The organism is Arthrobacter sp. MMS24-T111, from assembly GCF_054888995.1.
Genome location: NZ_JBTZRO010000001.1, coordinates 1,200,098 through 1,216,972 on the forward strand (window position 1 = coordinate 1,200,098; position 16,875 = coordinate 1,216,972).

Annotated in this window: 17 protein-coding genes and 2 pseudogenes; 7 read left to right on the forward strand and 12 right to left on the reverse strand. The window is 63.1% G+C overall.

The window, feature by feature from the left end; genetic code table 11:
* Positions 1 to 169: 169 nt before the first annotated feature.
* From ACX5I6_RS05495 to ACX5I6_RS05520, 6 genes are all read right to left on the reverse strand, one after another.
* The gene (locus ACX5I6_RS05495) at positions 170 to 1,303 is read right to left on the reverse strand and encodes an NAD(P)/FAD-dependent oxidoreductase (protein WP_461839767.1); all 1,134 of its coding nucleotides are present in this window, start codon (positions 1,301 to 1,303) and stop codon (positions 170 to 172) included.
* A gap of 25 nt (positions 1,304 to 1,328) precedes the next feature.
* A complete protein-coding gene (locus ACX5I6_RS05500; RefSeq protein WP_461839768.1) occupies positions 1,329 to 2,147 on the reverse strand; it encodes an amino acid ABC transporter ATP-binding protein in 819 nt (272 codons plus the stop codon).
* A complete protein-coding gene (locus tag ACX5I6_RS05505) occupies positions 2,119 to 3,069 on the reverse strand; it encodes an amino acid ABC transporter permease (protein ID WP_461839769.1) in 951 nt (316 codons plus the stop codon). The genes ACX5I6_RS05500 and ACX5I6_RS05505 overlap by 29 nt, the downstream gene beginning before the upstream one ends.
* Position 3,070: 1 nt before the next feature.
* Entirely contained in the window at positions 3,071 to 3,355 is a 285-nt protein-coding gene (locus tag ACX5I6_RS05510) for a transporter substrate-binding domain-containing protein (RefSeq protein WP_461839770.1), read from the reverse strand.
* Positions 3,321 to 3,890 carry a transporter substrate-binding domain-containing protein gene (locus tag ACX5I6_RS05515; protein WP_461841677.1) on the reverse strand — a complete coding sequence of 190 codons (570 nt, stop codon included), beginning with the start codon at positions 3,888 to 3,890 and terminating at the stop codon, positions 3,321 to 3,323. The genes ACX5I6_RS05510 and ACX5I6_RS05515 overlap by 35 nt, the downstream gene beginning before the upstream one ends.
* A gap of 156 nt (positions 3,891 to 4,046) precedes the next feature.
* Positions 4,047 to 4,760: a GntR family transcriptional regulator gene (locus ACX5I6_RS05520; protein WP_461839771.1), complete on the reverse strand. Its 714-nt coding sequence runs from the start codon at positions 4,758 to 4,760 to the stop codon at positions 4,047 to 4,049.
* Positions 4,761 to 5,838: 1,078 nt separating this feature from the next.
* Here ACX5I6_RS05520 and ACX5I6_RS05525 point away from each other — a divergent pair.
* Entirely contained in the window at positions 5,839 to 6,276 is a 438-nt protein-coding gene (locus tag ACX5I6_RS05525) for a helix-turn-helix domain-containing protein (RefSeq protein ID WP_311262656.1), read from the forward strand.
* 5 nt (positions 6,277 to 6,281) lie between these two features.
* Positions 6,282 to 6,728 (forward strand): hypothetical protein, encoded by a 447-nt coding sequence (locus tag ACX5I6_RS05530; protein WP_461839772.1) that lies wholly within the window; start codon positions 6,282 to 6,284, stop codon positions 6,726 to 6,728.
* Positions 6,729 to 6,834: 106 nt separating this feature from the next.
* Here the strand turns inward: ACX5I6_RS05530 and ACX5I6_RS05535 are convergent, their stop codons facing one another.
* Together ACX5I6_RS05535 and ACX5I6_RS05540 are read right to left on the reverse strand one after the other, a co-directional pair.
* Positions 6,835 to 7,401 (reverse strand): recombinase family protein, encoded by a 567-nt coding sequence (locus ACX5I6_RS05535; RefSeq protein WP_461839773.1) that lies wholly within the window; start codon positions 7,399 to 7,401, stop codon positions 6,835 to 6,837.
* 92 nt (positions 7,402 to 7,493) lie between these two features.
* The gene (locus ACX5I6_RS05540) at positions 7,494 to 8,087 is read right to left on the reverse strand and encodes a hypothetical protein (protein WP_461839774.1); all 594 of its coding nucleotides are present in this window, start codon (positions 8,085 to 8,087) and stop codon (positions 7,494 to 7,496) included.
* 375 nt (positions 8,088 to 8,462) lie between these two features.
* Between ACX5I6_RS05540 and ACX5I6_RS05545 the strand changes: the two genes are divergently transcribed.
* A complete protein-coding gene (locus tag ACX5I6_RS05545) occupies positions 8,463 to 8,801 on the forward strand; it encodes a YegP family protein (protein WP_461839775.1) in 339 nt (112 codons plus the stop codon).
* A 240-nt stretch (positions 8,802 to 9,041) separates the two neighbouring features.
* On the opposite strand, the gene ACX5I6_RS05550 is transcribed toward ACX5I6_RS05545, so the two are convergent.
* Positions 9,042 to 9,257 carry a transcriptional regulator gene (locus ACX5I6_RS05550; RefSeq protein ID WP_109044167.1) on the reverse strand — a complete coding sequence of 72 codons (216 nt, stop codon included), beginning with the start codon at positions 9,255 to 9,257 and terminating at the stop codon, positions 9,042 to 9,044.
* Positions 9,258 to 9,549: 292 nt separating this feature from the next.
* On the opposite strand from ACX5I6_RS05550, the gene ACX5I6_RS05555 reads away from it, so the two are divergent.
* Entirely contained in the window at positions 9,550 to 9,891 is a 342-nt protein-coding gene (locus tag ACX5I6_RS05555) for a YegP family protein (protein ID WP_461839776.1), read from the forward strand.
* A gap of 58 nt (positions 9,892 to 9,949) precedes the next feature.
* On the opposite strand, the gene ACX5I6_RS05560 is transcribed toward ACX5I6_RS05555, so the two are convergent.
* Positions 9,950 to 11,056: a GTP pyrophosphokinase gene (locus ACX5I6_RS05560; RefSeq protein WP_461839777.1), complete on the reverse strand. Its 1,107-nt coding sequence runs from the start codon at positions 11,054 to 11,056 to the stop codon at positions 9,950 to 9,952.
* A gap of 45 nt (positions 11,057 to 11,101) precedes the next feature.
* A pseudogene (locus tag ACX5I6_RS05565) lies at positions 11,102 to 12,092 on the reverse strand (LacI family DNA-binding transcriptional regulator).
* A 218-nt stretch (positions 12,093 to 12,310) separates the two neighbouring features.
* Here ACX5I6_RS05565 and uriH point away from each other — a divergent pair.
* The 3 genes from uriH to ACX5I6_RS05580 are packed head-to-tail and all read left to right on the forward strand — an operon-like array spanning position 12,311 to position 15,777.
* Positions 12,311 to 13,384: a uridine-preferring nucleoside hydrolase UriH gene (gene uriH, locus ACX5I6_RS05570; RefSeq protein ID WP_461839778.1), complete on the forward strand. Its 1,074-nt coding sequence runs from the start codon at positions 12,311 to 12,313 to the stop codon at positions 13,382 to 13,384.
* The gene (gene uriT, locus ACX5I6_RS05575) at positions 13,385 to 14,812 is read left to right on the forward strand and encodes a uridine transporter UriT (RefSeq protein WP_461839779.1); all 1,428 of its coding nucleotides are present in this window, start codon (positions 13,385 to 13,387) and stop codon (positions 14,810 to 14,812) included. It abuts the gene before it with no gap.
* A complete protein-coding gene (locus ACX5I6_RS05580) occupies positions 14,809 to 15,777 on the forward strand; it encodes a ribokinase (RefSeq protein ID WP_018762757.1) in 969 nt (322 codons plus the stop codon). The genes uriT and ACX5I6_RS05580 overlap by 4 nt, the downstream gene beginning before the upstream one ends.
* A gap of 18 nt (positions 15,778 to 15,795) precedes the next feature.
* Here ACX5I6_RS05580 and ACX5I6_RS05585 read toward each other — a convergent pair.
* A pseudogene (locus ACX5I6_RS05585) lies at positions 15,796 to 16,865 on the reverse strand (LacI family DNA-binding transcriptional regulator).
* Between the last annotated feature and the right edge of the window lie 10 nt (positions 16,866 to 16,875).

Consider the following 16,875-nt stretch of genomic DNA (forward strand, 5'->3'; position numbering starts at 1 on the left):
CAGCGGCGAAGGCCGCTCCGTCGCTAGGGTCACCGTGACATGAGCCGCGCGGACGGCCTCATGAAACTTGCCTCGTCGAAACGTCTCCGAAGCGCGTAAGAAGATTGGTGCAGCCGGGGGAGTGGTTCCGTCAGTGTCGGTGGCGGAACCACTGCCCCGGATTTGTTTTCTACAATGCGGCGAATCGGGACAGGCCGAAGGCCTGCAGTGACGTGTGCCGGTTTCCCGTAAGGACCTCTTCTGCGACAGCTTCTGCAAGGTGAGCTGAGAGTGTGACCCCACTGTGCGTGGCAACGGCGTAGATGGAGGGGTGGTTGGTTACTCGGTCGGCGATGGTGAGTCCGTCTTCGGGCAGGACCCTGATGCCCAGACTGACGTTCTCTGTGGCTACGTTTTTCAGGGCGGGGTAGAGTTCGCGGGCACGCTCAAGCAACAGTGCCGGGACTGTCCAGATTCTGGGGTCGTCGATGTCCCATTTGCCGCCTGTGGGGTGGTCGGCGAAGGTTATCCCGCCGTTGCGGGCTGGCCGCATGGCGATGCCATTTGCCCGAACTATGTGGCGCATTCCGGATGCTACGGGTCCTGTGGTGCTGATGATCCCGATGCCGGCATTCTTCGCGTCGCCTTCGGCACCACTTCCCGATGGCTCGAGGGTGGGGAAGTCGATGCCAGCGCCGGCGAGTATCTTTCGGTTTCCGTTGCCTGCGGCCAGAATAATGGTGTCTGCCTCATAGTCATGCACGCTGCCGTCGGGGGTTTGTGTTGTCACACGGTTCGGCTGGATATTTGTGACGGTTTGGTAGGGCGCGAAGGCTGCGCCTGCCTCGATGGCTCGGTTCAGAAGGCTGGAGCACATGGTAAGTGTGTCTATCCACCCTTCTTTCGGGTAGAAGGCACCGCCGGTAAGGCGTGGAGCTACGAGTGCGGGTTCGAGTTCCCGTACCTGATCAGGTGTTAGCAGGCGCACGTCGTAGCCGTTGGATGCGAGCTTTTCGACTTTGTGGTGGAGGGCTTCGAGCTCGTCGTTGCTTTGTGCGATCTGGACGTTTCCGGTTTGGTGGAACCACCGTCCACCGCCTCGGGCGGCTGAGCGTTCGTGGGCTTGAAGGCCGAGGAGATTGAGGTTGCTATATTCCTCCGGGGTTTTGTTGTTGGAGTTCACCCAGGCGAAAGTGGCCGCGCTGGTGGCGGATCCGACTTCGGCTGCGTCAATGACCGTGACTGACGCGCCCCGGCGGGTTAGTTCATCTGCTAGGCAGCAGCCGATGACTCCGGCCCCGATGATGAGTACTTTGTGTTGCACGACTGGTTATCAGCCTTTCCGGGTCTTAGAGGGCGCCGACGGATGCGAAGAATTTCTTTGCTCGCGGTGTTTTGGGGGTGTGAAGTATCTCTTGGGGCGCTCCGCGTTCAATGATGCGGCCAGCGTCCATCATGACCACCTCGTCGGCGACATCTTCTGCGAACCGCATTTCGTGGGTAACGATGATCATGGTTGATCCCTGTTCGGCGAGGCCCTTCATTACTGCCAGGACTTCGGCGACAAGTTCGGGGTCAAGAGCGCTGGTGGGTTCGTCAAAGAGCAGGACTTTAGGTTCCATTGCCAGGGCGCGGGCGATGGCAACGCGCTGTTGCTGGCCGCCGGAGAGTTCGCTGGGGTAGTGGTCCATTCGGCTGCCCAAGCCAACTTGTTCGAGTACCCTCCGGCCGATAGTTTCGGCGTCCTTCTTCCGCAGGCCCTTCACGATCATCGGCGCAGCTGTTACGTTTTCCAGCGCCGTGTAGTGCGGGAAGAGATTGAAGTGCTGGAACACCATGCCGAAATTCAGGGTCTGTTTACGCCCGACTTTTTTGGACACGGGCACACGGTGGCCGTTGCGGACTTCGTGTCCGATCATTTTGCCTTCGAAGAAGATGGCACCCTCATTGATTTCTTCCATCATGTTTACCGTGCGGAGCAGGGTGCTCTTACCGGACCCGGATGGGCCAACAAGGCAGGTTACGGAACCGCTTCGGATGTCCAGGCTGACGTCGTCTACTGCTTTGAGGGCGCCGAAGTGTTTGCTTACTCCGACGAGTTGAAGCAGCGGTGTTTCTGTTTTCAGGTTGGTTGTCATCTCAGAGGTCTTCCTTGCCTGCGTTCTCAAGGGCTGCTGCCTTTGGGTTGCTGGGGTTCCGGCGTGCAAATCCGCGTCCGAACCGTTTTTCCAGCCATGCTTGGCCGAACATCGCGATGCTTGTCAGCACGAGGTACCAGATGACGGCGACGACGAGGAGGGGAATGGTTTCAAAGTTCCGGGCGTAAATGGTCTGGACAGTGGTCAGAAGTTCGGTATAGCCGATGACCGAGACCAGCGAGGTGCTCTTGAAGATCGTGATGACGTCATTGGCCAGCGATGGGATGATGACGCGGATCAGCTGTGGGCCGAGGATTTTCTGGTAGGCCTTGAACGGCGGAAGACCAAGTGACTTGCAGGCCTCGAACTGTCCTGAGGGCAGAGCTAATATGCCGCCGCGGAAAATTTCTGCCGAGTAGGCGCCCAGGTAGATTGACAAGCCGATGATTGCCGCGCTGAAGCGGGATATGACATCGTTGGCCGGGACTTCGGCGAACGTAGGGCCAAAAGGAATCCCAATACCCAATGTGGGCGCCAGTGCGCCGAAGAAGAACACAAACAGCAGCATGACCAGCGGGGGCATGGCCCGCATCAACCAGATGTAAAGGATCGCGATTGTTCGCAGCACAACCAGGGGGGACATGCGTGCCCACGCCGTGAGCACACCCAGAATCAGACCGAAGAATGTGGTGAGAACTGTGAGGTAGATCGTGTTCAACAGTCCGTTCATGATGATCTGGCTGAACAGATAGGAGAAAACTACATCCCATTTCCAGTTGTCATTGAAGGCGAAGAACTCAAGGGTTGCCAGGCCCACATAAACCGCAAGGGCGATGCTCAGCCACTGGGCTACGCCGATTCTGGGCCTGATTTTGAGGCCAGCCAGGTCGGTTGGCGTCCTCGAAGGCGTGGACGGGTGGGCTGTCCGTCGCTTTGTCAAAAGACTGGACATGTTATTTGCCTCCAAGCCTGTTGGTGCTGTTCACATGCATGTCAGGGATTCCGAAGTCCTTGAGGCCCCATTTGTCCAAGAGAGCGTCGTACGTGCCATCCTCGACCAGCTTGAGCAGAGCGGCACGGAGCGCGTCCCTGAGCTTCGGGTTGTCCTTGTTGATGCCGATTCCCAGGACGCTTTTTTGTTCCTGGTAGACGATCTTGAAAGAGTCAGGATCGGTCTTGACGTTGTAGGACATCTGCGGGAGGTCACCCCAGTAGGCGGTCGCTGCCCCGCTCTTCACCGATAGGATCCCGGCGCCAGAGTTCTGATACCCGTTGACTTCCAGCTTCGGAGCTTCCCTTTTCTGCACAGGTCTGGGCATACTTCTCGAGGTTGCCCTGCTGCGATGTACCGCGGGCGTAGCCGATGCTCATGCCGCAAAACTGCTCGGGGGTGACCTGGTCCTTGTCAAAGTTCTTGCTGGCGATGATCGCCGTACCGTTTTTCAGGTAGTCGATAAAGTCAATCCGGGTTTGCCTCTCGACAAAGTCAGCGACTGAAGCGATGGCGTCATAGCGTTTCGCTTCCAGCCCGGGAACCATGGCATCGAAGGTGCCCTCCTGGAACTGGGCTTCGGTGCCGAGAACTTTCGCTGCTGCCCTGAGGAGCTGGGGTTCAGGCCCGTGATCTTGCCGTCCCCATCGACGAACTTGACCGGGGCCACGTCGGCATTGATAGAGATTGTGAAGCCGCCCTTTTGGCGGATCTCTTCTGGCAGCATCGCGGCGATGGCGTCGTCCTTCTGGACAGCTGCAAGGATATCCGTGCTGCCTGATTGCTGGGCGCCGGCGTTATCGGTGGGATTAGCGCAAGCGCTCATCCCGAAAATGCCCATCACAGAGGCGAGGGCCAAGACGGTAAGTCGTCGTTTCATTGGGGTGTGCTCCTGAAAAGTTTTGTTCTTCGGCCCAGGGATGAGGTCCTTGGGCTTCTTAATGGCTTGGTTCGGAGTATTCGACGTAGAACTCAAGGGCGTCAGGGCGAAGGTAGTACGCCGCCGACTCCGCGATTTGACCGTTGGGCTGCCACATCAGGCGCCGGCGTCGCAGTACGGCAACCCCTGGTTCGATGCCGAGGAGGTCCGCCTGACGGGGCTCCAGCAGGATGGGGTCGAAGTACATTCGCGATCTTGCGATTGACACTTTGTTCTTCGTAAAATGGGCCCTGACTGACAGGCTTTCGAGTTGTTCTTCAAGCAGCCTGGGTGCCAAGGAGAAGGGGATGGCGACGACCTCGATGACGATGGGGGTGTCGTCCTGGTCGTGCCTGACTCGGACCAACTGTGTAACAGGGTCATCGTCATCGAGGCCCGGTACCTGGACCTCTGCCTTGCCGGCCGGCATGATCTCGGCCGAAATCACAAACATACGGCCGGGAAGGCCCGCACTGTCGATCCGAGGATCCAAGGATCGAAGCAGATTCACTTGGCGGGCACCTTCGGCGACATGGGTGCCCAACCGCTTCTGACGCACGACCAGCCCAGCCTGAGCCAGATCGTTCAGGACCCGCTGGGCAACCGAACGGCTTACGCCGTGCTCTGCCTGCAGTTCGGCCTCGGTCGGCATCCTTGCCCCGGGAGGCAGCTCGCCGGACTGAATCCGCGCCTCGAGGCCTGTGCGGATCTTCACATGAAGTGGCGTGCTCATGTATTGACCGTACAATTAAGTAAATGACCGGTCAATAGTTTTTTGAACCTTTTTGTCGTTCTGGTCACATCCACCCTCGCAGCCGTCAGCTACAAGGCCACTTTCGGGCCGGGTGGGGGTCGGCTGTTAAAGGGGCGGGCTGGATCATGTCTGAGAGCGGGCACCGTCCACCCACCATATGATCGTTGGCTTTCCCGGTGACGTCACAAAAGCGGGAGCCGGTGTCGTTCGCTAGGGATGCCACCGACAACTCACACAGGCCAACGGAACAGGGGCGCAACGAAGGTCTGAGCGCGGTCGCCCCGCCCGCGGACAGAACCCTTATCGTCGGGAAAGAAGGCCCTTTTCGACCCTCCCCGCGCATTTAAAGAGCCGATAGTGGATATTCTGTAAAGCTGGCTTTGCGAGGAAAGGCCATGCGGCTGGCCAAAAAGGATCCGTTGGCGAGAAGTTTGGTCCGCTTTATCTCGGGGAAGCCGCCTACGGAGGTCTAGCAGGCGTTCCTGGAATGCGCTGCAGTACTTTGTTCCTGGGCGCCTGGCTGGCGCCCGCAATCGATCAATTTGTCAGACCCACCTATTAGCATGTGCTGTATGGATCGACGTAGGGGACGCGACTCGAGATGCTGCACGCCCGTGCCTTACCCGAGGACCTGGCGTTTTTACATCGATACGTCTCATGAATCCGTGCAAGCATTCGAATCTTGGATCCAGAGTCTTCCCGTGTTCAGCCGCAGTCATGAACTCGGTGAAATTGATGATCTTTTCGAGGCCGCATCTTTGGGCGAAGCTCGAGGATACGGGGGATGCACGAACCCCCATCAAGCCGATTCGAGCGGATCCTGACGTTTTTGAACTAAGGCGAAAGGCGTTGTCCAAGCACCTACGCTTTTATCACGCCGAACCTTCTGAACTTCCCGAAGGGCTTTTGGCCCTTCATAAGCATATGAAGGGCTCTGGGCAGCAGCAGAACGAGATCGACTTCGCCGTGAAGCGGTACTCCGATGGCTACCCGATGTGGTCATAACGATTAGCAATCGAGCTTGCACAACCTAGAGGTTGTGAGCAATGATTGCCACATGTCCACCGCAACCCTTTCGGCACCTTTGATGACCCCAGAAGTTGTCAGGGCTCGCGCCAAAGTCCTGGCTCGCGAACACCGAACCATGCGCTCAGAGCTCGTCGCACTGCGGCGGGAAGCCGGTCTGACTCAGGGCGACGTTGCCAATCGCATGGGCGTCACGCAGCAGGCCGTTTCCAAATTCGAACGCTATGACTCAGACCCAAAGCTTTCCACGGTCCGCAGGTACGCCAACGCCGTGGGTGCTCTGGTAGAGCACCGAGTTGAGCGCGACCAAGGACAGTCCCTGGTACTGGCAGCTGCGAGATCGGATTGGGTGCCCGTCGACGCGATACGTTTCATGGATGTGCGTAGCCAATACACGCAAAGCTCATTACTAGGTGCGGCCTGGTCCGCTGCAACATCCAAGCAAACCGACTTTGCTCTTGCTCGGTGACTCCTGTGCAAGATGCCGCAGCAAGGGATATTGAGCTGGTCAGGGACCTTCTGCAGCGTTCGGAACTTGCTTCCATTGAGTTCCACGAGGTCTCAGCGAAGAGATTTGAAGGTGTTCCTGACTCAGAGGAGCCTCACGAGGGCCAAATCAGCCTAGGCTTCCAGCACCGTGCCGATTTGGATGGGTTCGGAATTCGAATCGTCGGAGATGTCGCGGTTGCGATCGGAGAGGTTCGAGTAGTCGCCGCCGTCGAATACAAACTTCTTCACGGGGAGCAGCCGCCGCGCCGTAATGTCGAACTCTTTGCCAACGAAGTGGCGGTTATGACGCTGTTCCCGTACCTACGAGAAGGCATCGCAAGCATTACATCCAAAGTTTTTGGTGCGCCCATAACGCTACCCGTGGCCGAACGCGGCCAAATCGGGTTCGAAGTGAGCGAGGCTGATGAGTGATCAGCCCAAATCAGAACATAAGCTAGCGCCGATTGAGGTTCCGTGCATAACCCTGAGGGTTCAGCCCTAACGCTAGCTGGGAGCGCGCCGGGGGAGTAGGAGTGGTCTACTTCGATGCCCCTTGGCGGAGGTACTGATAGACCGTTTCCCTGCTGATTCCGTAATCGCGGGCAAGGACGACTTTGGGGATACCGCTGCCGGCGCGTTGAACTAGTTCCGCTGCTCGCTCGGGCGTCAACGTCTTCTTCCGTCCTTTGTAGGCGCCGCGCTGCTTGGCCAGGGCGATGCCTTCGCGCTGGCGTTCTTTAATCAGGGAGCGTTCGAATTCGGCGAAGGCCCCCATGACGGACAGCATGAGGTTGGCCATAGGGGAGTCCTCGCCGGTAAAGACGAGCTGTTCCTTGAGGAACTCCACCCCCACCCCGCGTCGGGTGAGCCCCTGGACCAGGGCGCGAAGGTCATCGAGGTTGCGGGCGAGCCGGTCCATGCTGTGCACGACAACCGTGTCACCTTCGCGGACAAACCGGAGCAGCTCTGTCAGCTGCGGCCGCGCGGTGTCCCGGCCGGAGGCCTTATCCGTGAAGATCCTGTCCAGGACGTGGCCCTCGAGCTGGCGCCGCTCATTCTGGTCGAGCGTGCTGACCCGCACATAGCCGATGCGCTGACCGTTCACGGCCGCCTCCAACCCTTAACTTGTGGAATCGAGTGTCAGGGTGTGCCGGGGGAACGTCAAGGTCTGGGCGGTGGGGAGTGGGGTGATGCGGCTCACTCGATGCCGTCGGCCATGTCGTCGAAGACCAGGTAGTCGCCGTGGGCCGGCTGGAACCCGAAGCTTTCCCAGTACCGCCGCAGCGCGGCCTTCCCGGCAAGGTATTCCGGACTGCCTTCCGTAGGACCGTTGTCGGTCAAAGGGGGAGTGGCCTCAATGATGACTTTGGTCGATGACCTGCCAATCGTGCTGAGGACCGCTTTCAGGATCGAGTGGCCAAGCTTGTTCCCGCGGAATTTTGGTACGACTTTCAGCCACGACAGGATCAGCAGATCCCCGCCGAGGCTCATCTCGTGGATCAGGTCTGGTCGGTCGACGGTGAGCATCTCGCCGATGTTGGTGACCTCTTGGTTTACCGCGTCCAAAATCAGGAAGAGATCGATGATGCCTGCGTCCGGGACGATGTACAGCTCGGCCTCGCCGACGGTCACTTCCTTGCCATCACCATCATCACCGTCCTCCCAAACCCGGCCCTTGACCTTCACGGTCCAGAACATCGGATAATCGTCCGGGTCGTGATGGACGCCGGGAACCCCGCGGAAGGTGCAGCGGTAGTCATAGGTGAGGTACTCCGGGACCAGGTCCGACATGGAACTCCTTTGAGGGCTCGAGTCTGAGAGAGGTTGGCTTGGGGCCGTGGTCTCGCCGGACGCAACGCGTCGGCCATTCCAACAGTAGGGGCTCAGGCAGGAAAAACGTCCTGGGTGATAACGACGACGGCGCGCTGAGGGTGCCTTGGGGACGTCGCCCGAAGTGCGGCCGGGCCGACCGAGAGCCGGGCATCACTTCGGCTGGATGCCGGGAATCCCTTGCGTCAGCAGGCGTACCTACGGAAGACTCGTCGAACGCATGCTGAATTGATGAAAATTTGGAGCGGGACACACCAAGAAAAGCGCCGGCAACGTTGCCATGCGCACGGACGGCAACGACGCCGTCCACGGATCCCGCAGACCGAAAGGATCGCAATGGCAGGAATGTTCGAACTCTATATCGACGCAGAATCGGCCTTCAGGTTCCGCCTTACAGCACCAGACGGCACCGTGATGGCCGTATCCAAACCTTTTACCACCAAGATCGACGCTGTCGCAGGGATTGCCGCCGTCCGCGAGTACGCCGGCATGGGCCTGATCACCGACTCCTGCACAGAAATCTTGCCCACGAAACCTTCAACCGGTGAAGATCCTGCAGGTCAATCCGCCAATACCGTGATGGTTCAAAAGATCGACTTCCACGCCCGCGCCAGGGCGGTCCGCAGGGCCGTCTCCGGGCCCCGATGGGCCGGGGCAATACACAGCCTTTCCTAGCCCGAGACAGGGCAAAGGCACTTTTCGAAGATGAACGACTACCTGGCGGCGAGTGACGGTAAGGAGAGGGACGATCATGCATCGGATGCAATAATCATTGTTCTAGTTGACATAATCTCCATTATCGGCACTTCAAGGTTCCTTGGCCGAGGCAGGGGAGTGGCTGCCCGCCACCTCGCTGCGCGCTACCTCGGCGGCCGCCCGCCACCACGCCCGCAGCCCAGGGTCGGGAAACAGCATCTACCGCTTCCCGTATTTACGGTGGACGGCCTGCTTGCTCACGCCCAGGCACAGGGCGATGGCTTCCCAGGAGAGGCCGGCCTGCCGGGCTTTCCGGACCAGGGACGCTTCCGCGCGCCCGACTTCCTTCTGCAGCTGGGCGACCGCCTGCAGGGCTTCAGCCGGTCCTTTCCCGTCCATGGATGCAACCAAGGTCTTCATCTGCTCCACCTCCATGCGTCAACATTAGTTGACGCAGGGAACTTTGGTCAACATGTGTTGACGGCATGCCGCGGGCCCACGTCGGCTCGTTAAAGCTGCCCGCACCCGAGAGCGGATGATCACTTCTACCGGATGCCAGGGGACATCTTGCGCCGGCAAGGTGTCCCACGAGAAACTCGAGGAACGCATGCTGAATTGATGAAAATTTGGACGGCGGGATCTACCAGGGAAAACGAAGGCAACGATGCCTCGTGCCTGCTTGGCGGCGACGGCGCCGCCTAAAGATCCCGCAGACGAAAGGATCGCAATGGCAGGAATGTTCGAACTGTTTATCGACGCAGAATCAGCGTTCAGGTTCCGGCTGACAGCACCCGATGGAACCGTTATGGCAGTGTCCAAGCCCTTCGCTACCAAGACCGACGCCGTTGCCGGCATCGCCGCTGTACGCGAATACGCCGGCATGGGACTGATCGCCGACCACGCCACAACAGCCGCCAATGCGGCACCGCCCGCCACCTTGGGTGATCCCGGTAGTCGCGCTGACGATTACCCGCGTACGCCAAAGATCGACTTCCACGCGCGCGCCAGGGCGGTCCGCCGGGCCGTCTCCGGCCCCCGCTGGGCCGGGGCAGTCCACAGCCTTTCCTGAACGGCCTGGGAAGAGGGGATCGCCCATGGAGCCAGCCAAATGCTCCTAACACGAACCCCTACGTCTTCGTCATCCTGTACCGCTCGATCTGCCGCAGCCGCCGCAGGAGGCTGTCGCGCCGGGGGTGCGGGACGGCGTCGGCCGGTTCCGCGGTGAGGTCGATGTGCTTGGTGCCGTACTGCCACAGCAGGAGGTCGTCCATCAGCCGGTCGGGGCCGGGGGAGTAGCGGTGGTCCAGAGCCTTGCGGACCTCGGTGATGCGGTTGGCACTGAGCAGGCCCGCGAGTTGCACGGTCTGGTTGAGGCCGTGGGCGGCCAGGAGTTCCGCGGCCCAGCCCCAGTCGTCGTCCACTTTCCGGTCCACGTGCGGGAGCAGGGTCCGCCAGACGTCGCGGATCCGGTTCGGGGTAAGGGCTGCCGCGCCTTCCCCGTCCATGTCCCAGAAGCTGCGGACTTCCTCGTACCGTTCATGCAGGTCCGCGAAAGCCGTTTCCACGGTTTCCAGCATGGCGGCGGTGGCCGTGAATTGCCGGTCGAAGTGCGGTGTCCACGCGCGCGGATCCTCGGCCTTGAACCTGATGTCATGCTCAATCTCGCTCCACGCATGGGCGAAGATGGTACGGATCTGGCACTCGAAGAAGTAGCTGCCGTTGGGCACTGCGTCCGGATTGAAGGCCTGCTGGTACTCCTTGACGGCCTCGTTCTGGATGGTCCGCAGGATCAGGTGCCGGCTGGAGTATCCATAGGTGCCGGATTCGATGGAGCCGATGTCCTTCTCCCGGTCGCCACGGCAGTCGAAGAGTTGCCGCTGGCGCTTGATGATGTTGGCCACCACGGCGTTCTCCGCCGGGAGCTTGGTGATCACCCGGATGCCCACCATGTCATTGAGCGTCCGGAACGGGTCCGGGAACTTGAGCAGCCGCGGGCCGCCGGGCTCCAGCGGCTCTTCGGTCCGCGAGATCTTTTCCTTGAAAGACTCCACCGTCTTGGTGCGCCCGCTGACGAACAGCGGCGTCACCTCGGTGCCCTTGAGCATGTCCCGAAGGGTGAGGAGGACGTCCCGGGTGATGAGCTTCAGGGCAGGCCGGACGCGCTCGTAGATCTCCACATTGTGCTGTACCGACTCACGCTGCGGCGCGTCCAGACTCTCCCAGTTACTCGGCATAATCCCAGCTTACGGCCGGGGTCCGACATGAACCCGCCGGCGCCGCTACGTTTCGCCTGCCGACGTTGAGCCGCGCACCACCAGGGAACTTTCCAGGACGAGTTCCTCCTGCTCCAACGCCCGCCCTTCCATCAGCCGGCGCAGCTGTTCACCAGCCTTCAGCCCCAGGCTCGCCGCCGGCAGGTGCACACTGGTCAGGCCCGGGCTGCTGGTCGCCGAATACGGCAGGTCATCGAACCCTGCCACGGCCAGCTCCGCAGGAATGCGCACTCCGGCCACGCGGGCTTCCTGCAGCACCCCGTACGCATGGGTGTCAGTGGCGCAGACGACGGCGGTCACCCCCGCGCGCTGCCAGTCCGGCCACGCGTCGGCGAAGACAGCCGCGGCAGCACCCACATCGATGGTGGTGGCGGGCATATGGTCCGGATCCACGGTCATGCCCAGTGATGCGGCTTCGGCCAGGAAGGCCTCCCGGCGGATGGAGAACGTGGCGGTTCCGGTAACGCTGTCCAGGTAGGCCACGCGCCTGTGGCCCGCCCCGGCAAGGTGCGCAGCCAGCTCCCGCGCACCCTGGGCGACGTCAAGGTTCACGGCCGGCGCAAATGACTTCAGGCCGGGAGCATCCAGCAGGACCAGGGGGCCGGCCACCGAAAGGTCCGCCAGGAACCCGGCATTCGGGGCATCAACCAAAAGCCCCGCCGGCCGCAGGGACATCAGCTTCCGGACGTCAGCAGCCTTGGGAAATTCACCTGAGTCCGTGACCGAGAGGAGCAGCTGGTAATTGGGCCCCAGCGATTCCCGGACCCCGCTGATTACCTTGGCGAAGAATGGGTTGGAGATATCCGGTGCCACCAGGATCACGATCGAACTGACGCCCTTGGCCAGCGAGCTTGCCGATGCCATCCACCACGTAGCCAAGCTCGGCAATGGCTTCCTGCACCCGGGAAATGTTGTCCTCGGAGACCCGGCCGGCCGTCTTGCCGTTGGCCACCAGCGACACCGTGGCAACCGAAACACCGGCCCGCGCGGCCACCATGGCCGCCGTCACCCTCCGGGGCCGCGCCCGCTGCTGCACCTGTTCCCCGGAATCCATGCCTCGATCTTATCGGCCCCCGGCCGCCGCAAGCGATGGCAAGGCATCAAGCGTTTGACGTGGGCAAACGCCATCGCAACGTTAAGCGCTTGACGTAGACCACAAAACGGTGCCATGATCACTCCCGGAATACTGGACCCCTGCCTCCCCGGCAGGCCCCAATGACGTGGAGAACCATCGTGGAACCAAACCCGCAACAGAGTCAGCACCAGCCCCGGAAGATCATCCTGGACTGCGACCCCGGCCACGACGACGCCGTGGCCCTGCTGCTCGCGCACGGCAACCCGGACATCGAACTGCTGGCCGTCACCACGGTGGTGGGCAACCAGACCCTCGAAAAAGTCACCCGCAACGCCCTGGCCGTAGGCACCATCGCCGGCATCACCGGCGTCCCCTTCGCCGCCGGCTGCCCGCGGCCCCTGGTCCGCAGCATCGAAACCGCCCCGGACATCCACGGCGAGTCCGGCATGGACGGCCCCGCCCTGCCCGAGTCCACCATCGAACTGGACCCGCGCCACGCCGTCGACCTCATCATCGACACCGTCATGGCCCACGAACCCGGCACCGTCACCTTGGTCCCCACCGCCGGCCTGACCAACATCGCCCTGGCCGCCCGCAAGGAACCGCGCATCGTGGAACGGGTCAAGGAAGTTGTCCTGATGGGCGGCGGCTACCACGTGGGCAACTGGAGCGCCGTGGCCGAATTCAACATCATCATCGACCCCGAGGCAGCCCACATCGTCTTCAACGAGAAGTGGCCCGTGGTGATGGTGGGCCTGGACCTCACCCACCAGGCGCTCGCCACCCCGGACGTCGTGGCGAAAATCGCCGCCATCGGCACCGCCCCGGCGAAGTTCGTCACCGAACTGATGGACTTCTTCGCCCACACCTACAAGGACGCCCAGGGCTTCGACTACCCGCCCGTCCACGACCCCTGTGCCGTGGCCTACGTGATCGATCCCAGCATCGTCAGCACCCGCAAGGTGCCGGTCAACATCGAACTGCAGGGCACCCTCACCCTCGGCATGACCGTGGCCGACTTCCGCGCCCCCGCGCCCGCCGACTGCCACACCAGCGTGGCCGTGGACCTGGACCACGCGCGGTTCTGGGACCTCGTCACCGACGCACTGGTCCGCATCGGCGAGCCCGGCACCGGTGACCACAAGGACAACGGCAACGCGTCCGACGTCGAACCCGGCCACAGTGCCCACCTCACCGCCGGAGGGGTCAAGTAAATGACTGCCACGACCACCGAAACCACCACCGGCCGCGGCAATACCGCAGCCCTCATGACCGCCCTGCTGGCCGCCTGCGTGGCGTTCCAGCTCAACGCCTCCATGCTCAGCCCCGCCCTGGTGACCATGGGCGAGGAACTCAAGACCGACCAGGCCGTCATCGGCCTCTCCCAGACTTGGTTCTTCACCGCCGCCGCCCTGTTCTCCCTGTTCCTGCCCCGCCTCAGCGACATTGTGGGGCGCAAGAAGGTCTTGGTGGGCATGATGGTGCTGATGGCCGCGGGCTCCGTCATCGCCGCGCTCGCCCCGGACGTCACCTGGCTCTTCGTGGGCCGCATCATCCAGGGCGTCAGCGGACCCACCGTCCCGCTTTGCCTGATCATGCTGCGCTCCGCCGTGAGCAACCCGCGCAAATACGGCACGCTCATGGGCCTCATCACCGCCGTCAACGGCGGCGTGGCCGGCGTCGACTCCTTCGTGGGCGGCTACTTCGCCGAGCACTTCGGCTTCCGCAGCATCTTCTGGCTGATGGTGGTCCTGGCTGCCGCCGCCACCGCCCTCGTCCTGGTCCTTGCCAGGGAGAGCAAGCCTGCCGCAGGCACCACCATGGACTGGCGCGGCGTCTTCTTCATCGTCGTGGCCGTGGGCGCCCTGCTGACCGCCCTGAACGAAGGCTCCAAGCTGGTGGCCGGCTTCTCCGCCGCCACGCTGATGCTGGGCATTGCGCTGGTCCTCGTCTCCGCCGTCGCCTTCTTCGCCTTCTGGCGCACCGAACAGCGGGCCGCCCAGCCGATGGTGGAAACCGTGCACCTGCGCCAGCGCGCCACCTGGGCCCCCCTGCTCACCACCACCCTGACCATGACCGGCATCTTTGCCGTCATCAACGGCATCGTCCCGGCCTACGTCCAGGCCGCGGCGCCCGGCTTCAGCATCGGCCCCACCGAAATGTCGCTGATCATCCTCACCCCGTACGCCCTGCTCGGCTGGCTGGTGGGTCCGCTCAGCGGGCGGCTGGCCCCCGTCCTCGGGTACACCAAGGTGCTGCGGATCGGGCTCCTCGGCAGCATCGCCGCACTGGCCGTCATCGCCTTCCTCGGCCTGGGCAGCCTGCCGATGATGATTGCCGGCACCGTCTTGCTGGGCATCATGTACGCCGGTACCGTCAACATCATGCTCAACGGACTCGGCGTTGTCCTCTCGCCCGCCGGCAACCCCGGCTTCCTGCCCGGCATGAATGCCGGCGCCTTCAACCTGGGTGCGGGCCTGAGCTTCCTCATCCTGCCCGCGGTCCTGGTGGCCACGCAGGCGCTCGGCGATGCGAAGGCCTCCTACCTGACCGTCGTGCTTGTCGGGCTGGCCCTCACCGTGGCGGCGTTCGCCGCCTCGCTGCTGATTCCCAAGCCGGTTGAGGCCGAGGTGGCCCCGTGAGTGCCGCGGCGCAGAACACCGGCCGGATCGTCGTCGTCGGCTCCTTGAATGCAGACCTGACCATCTACTGCGAACGCCTGCCGCAGCCCGGCGAGACGGTGCACGGCAACGGATTCGCCGTGAACCCGGGCGGCAAGAGCGCCAACCAGGCCGTGGCCGCGGGCCGGCTGGGCGGACACGTCAGCCTGGTGGGTGCCGTGGGGGATGACGCCAACGGCAACATGCTCCAGGCCTCGGTTGCCGGTGCAGGGGTGGACGTGGGGCACGTGCGGACCTCCAGCGAACCCACCGGCGTCGCGGTGATCGCCGTGGACGCCCACGGCGAGAACAACATCATCATCTCCGCCGGAGCCAACGGCACCCTGTCCCCGGCCGACGTCGCCGGCGCCGCGGACGTCCTGGACGGTGCCGCCGTCGTCAGCCTCTGCCTGGAGGTGGCCATGCCCACCGTGCTGGCCGCAGCCCAGGCAGGGCACGACGCCGGCGCAACCGTTCTGCTGAATCTGTCACCGTACGCGCACATTCCGGCGGAGCTGGCTGAACTGACAGACGTCCTGCTGGTGAACGCCCACGAGGCGGCGCTGTTCCTTGGCCCCGGGGCTTCGGTCCCGGGCGCGGACGCCCACGCGGCGCAATGGGATGCGGTCCGGGAGCGGTTTGCCGGGCGTGGGATCCGGCAGGTCCTGGTGACCCTCGGCGCGCACGGGTCCGTGGTGCTGGATTCGGAGGCGGCTCCAGGCGCCCAGGTAACCTTCGTGGCGCCCACGCGCGTGGACGCCGTGGACACCACCGGAGCCGGCGACGCCTTCACGGGAGCGGTTGCCGTCCGGCTGGCCGCCGGAGACGCCCTCGCCGAAGCCGCCGCCTTCGCCTCTGTGGCGGCTGCCCTGGCCACCACCCGGAAAGGCACCCAGGCGGCGTACCCGGAGACGGCCGACGTCGAACGCCGCCTCCGCGCGTCCTGACCCTTCGCCAGCCGGGGGCTACGCCCGGGCCTTGGTCTGGACGGAGGTCCGTTCGACGGCGGGGCAGTGGATCTTCGCTGCCCCGTCGACGGCAGGGTCGAGGCCCAGGAGCATGCGGACACCCGCAGCGCCCAACTCGTAATGCGGCAGGGCAACCGTGGACAGCGGCGGGCGCAGGTGGGCGGCAATCACTTCCTGGTTGTCGAACCCCACCACCGCCATGTCGTCCGGGATGGCCAGGCCGTGTTCCCGCAGGCCGTCATAGAGGCCCATGGCCATTCGGTCGTTGTAGCAGAACACGGCGGTGACATCCCGTTTGAGCAGCTCCGCCGTGGCCCGGTAGCCGCCTTCCTGGTCCGGATAGGACTCCATCACCAGGGCCGGATCGAACGGGACGCCCCCTCCTCCAGGGCCTGCCGGTATCCGGCCAGCCGGCCATCCTTGGCCGGCGCCGGAATGGTGGCATTGATGAACGCGATGCGCCGGTGGCCGTTCCGCAGCAGGATCTCCGTGGCCGAGCGGCCACCCTGGACCTCGTCCGGGACGACGGCCCGGGCGCCCGGCTCGTTCGAAAAGCAGTTCACCAGCACAAAGTCGGCTTCGCGCAGCGGGGCCGGGATATCGGTGGCCCGGTGGAACCAGGTGGAGTAGAGGATGCCGCGGACCTTGTATTCGAGCATCATGCTGATGGCGTCCTGCTCCAGCTCGCCGTTGCCCTCGGTATTGGCAATGAGCAGCGCATACCCGTGCTTCCATGCCTCGTCCTGCGCCCCGTGGATGATCTGGCCGGCAAAGGGCGTGGTGGCCACGCCGTCGGCCACCAGCCCGATGAACTTGGAGGTGCCGCTGACCAGGGTCTTTGCCATCGCGTTGGGCCGGTAGCCCAAGGTGCGGAGGGCCTCCTTCACCCGCCGCCGGGTTTCCTCGGCAATGCGGGCGTCCTTCTTCTTGTTGACCACCAGCGATACCGTGGCGGTGGAAACACCGGCCGCTTCCGCGACCTCGCGGAGGGTCACGGGGTGGGCCCGCTCCGGCGCGTGCGGCGGATCCTGCGGCGCGCCGCCGGCCGCGCCCGCACCATTCTCCATTGAACTCATC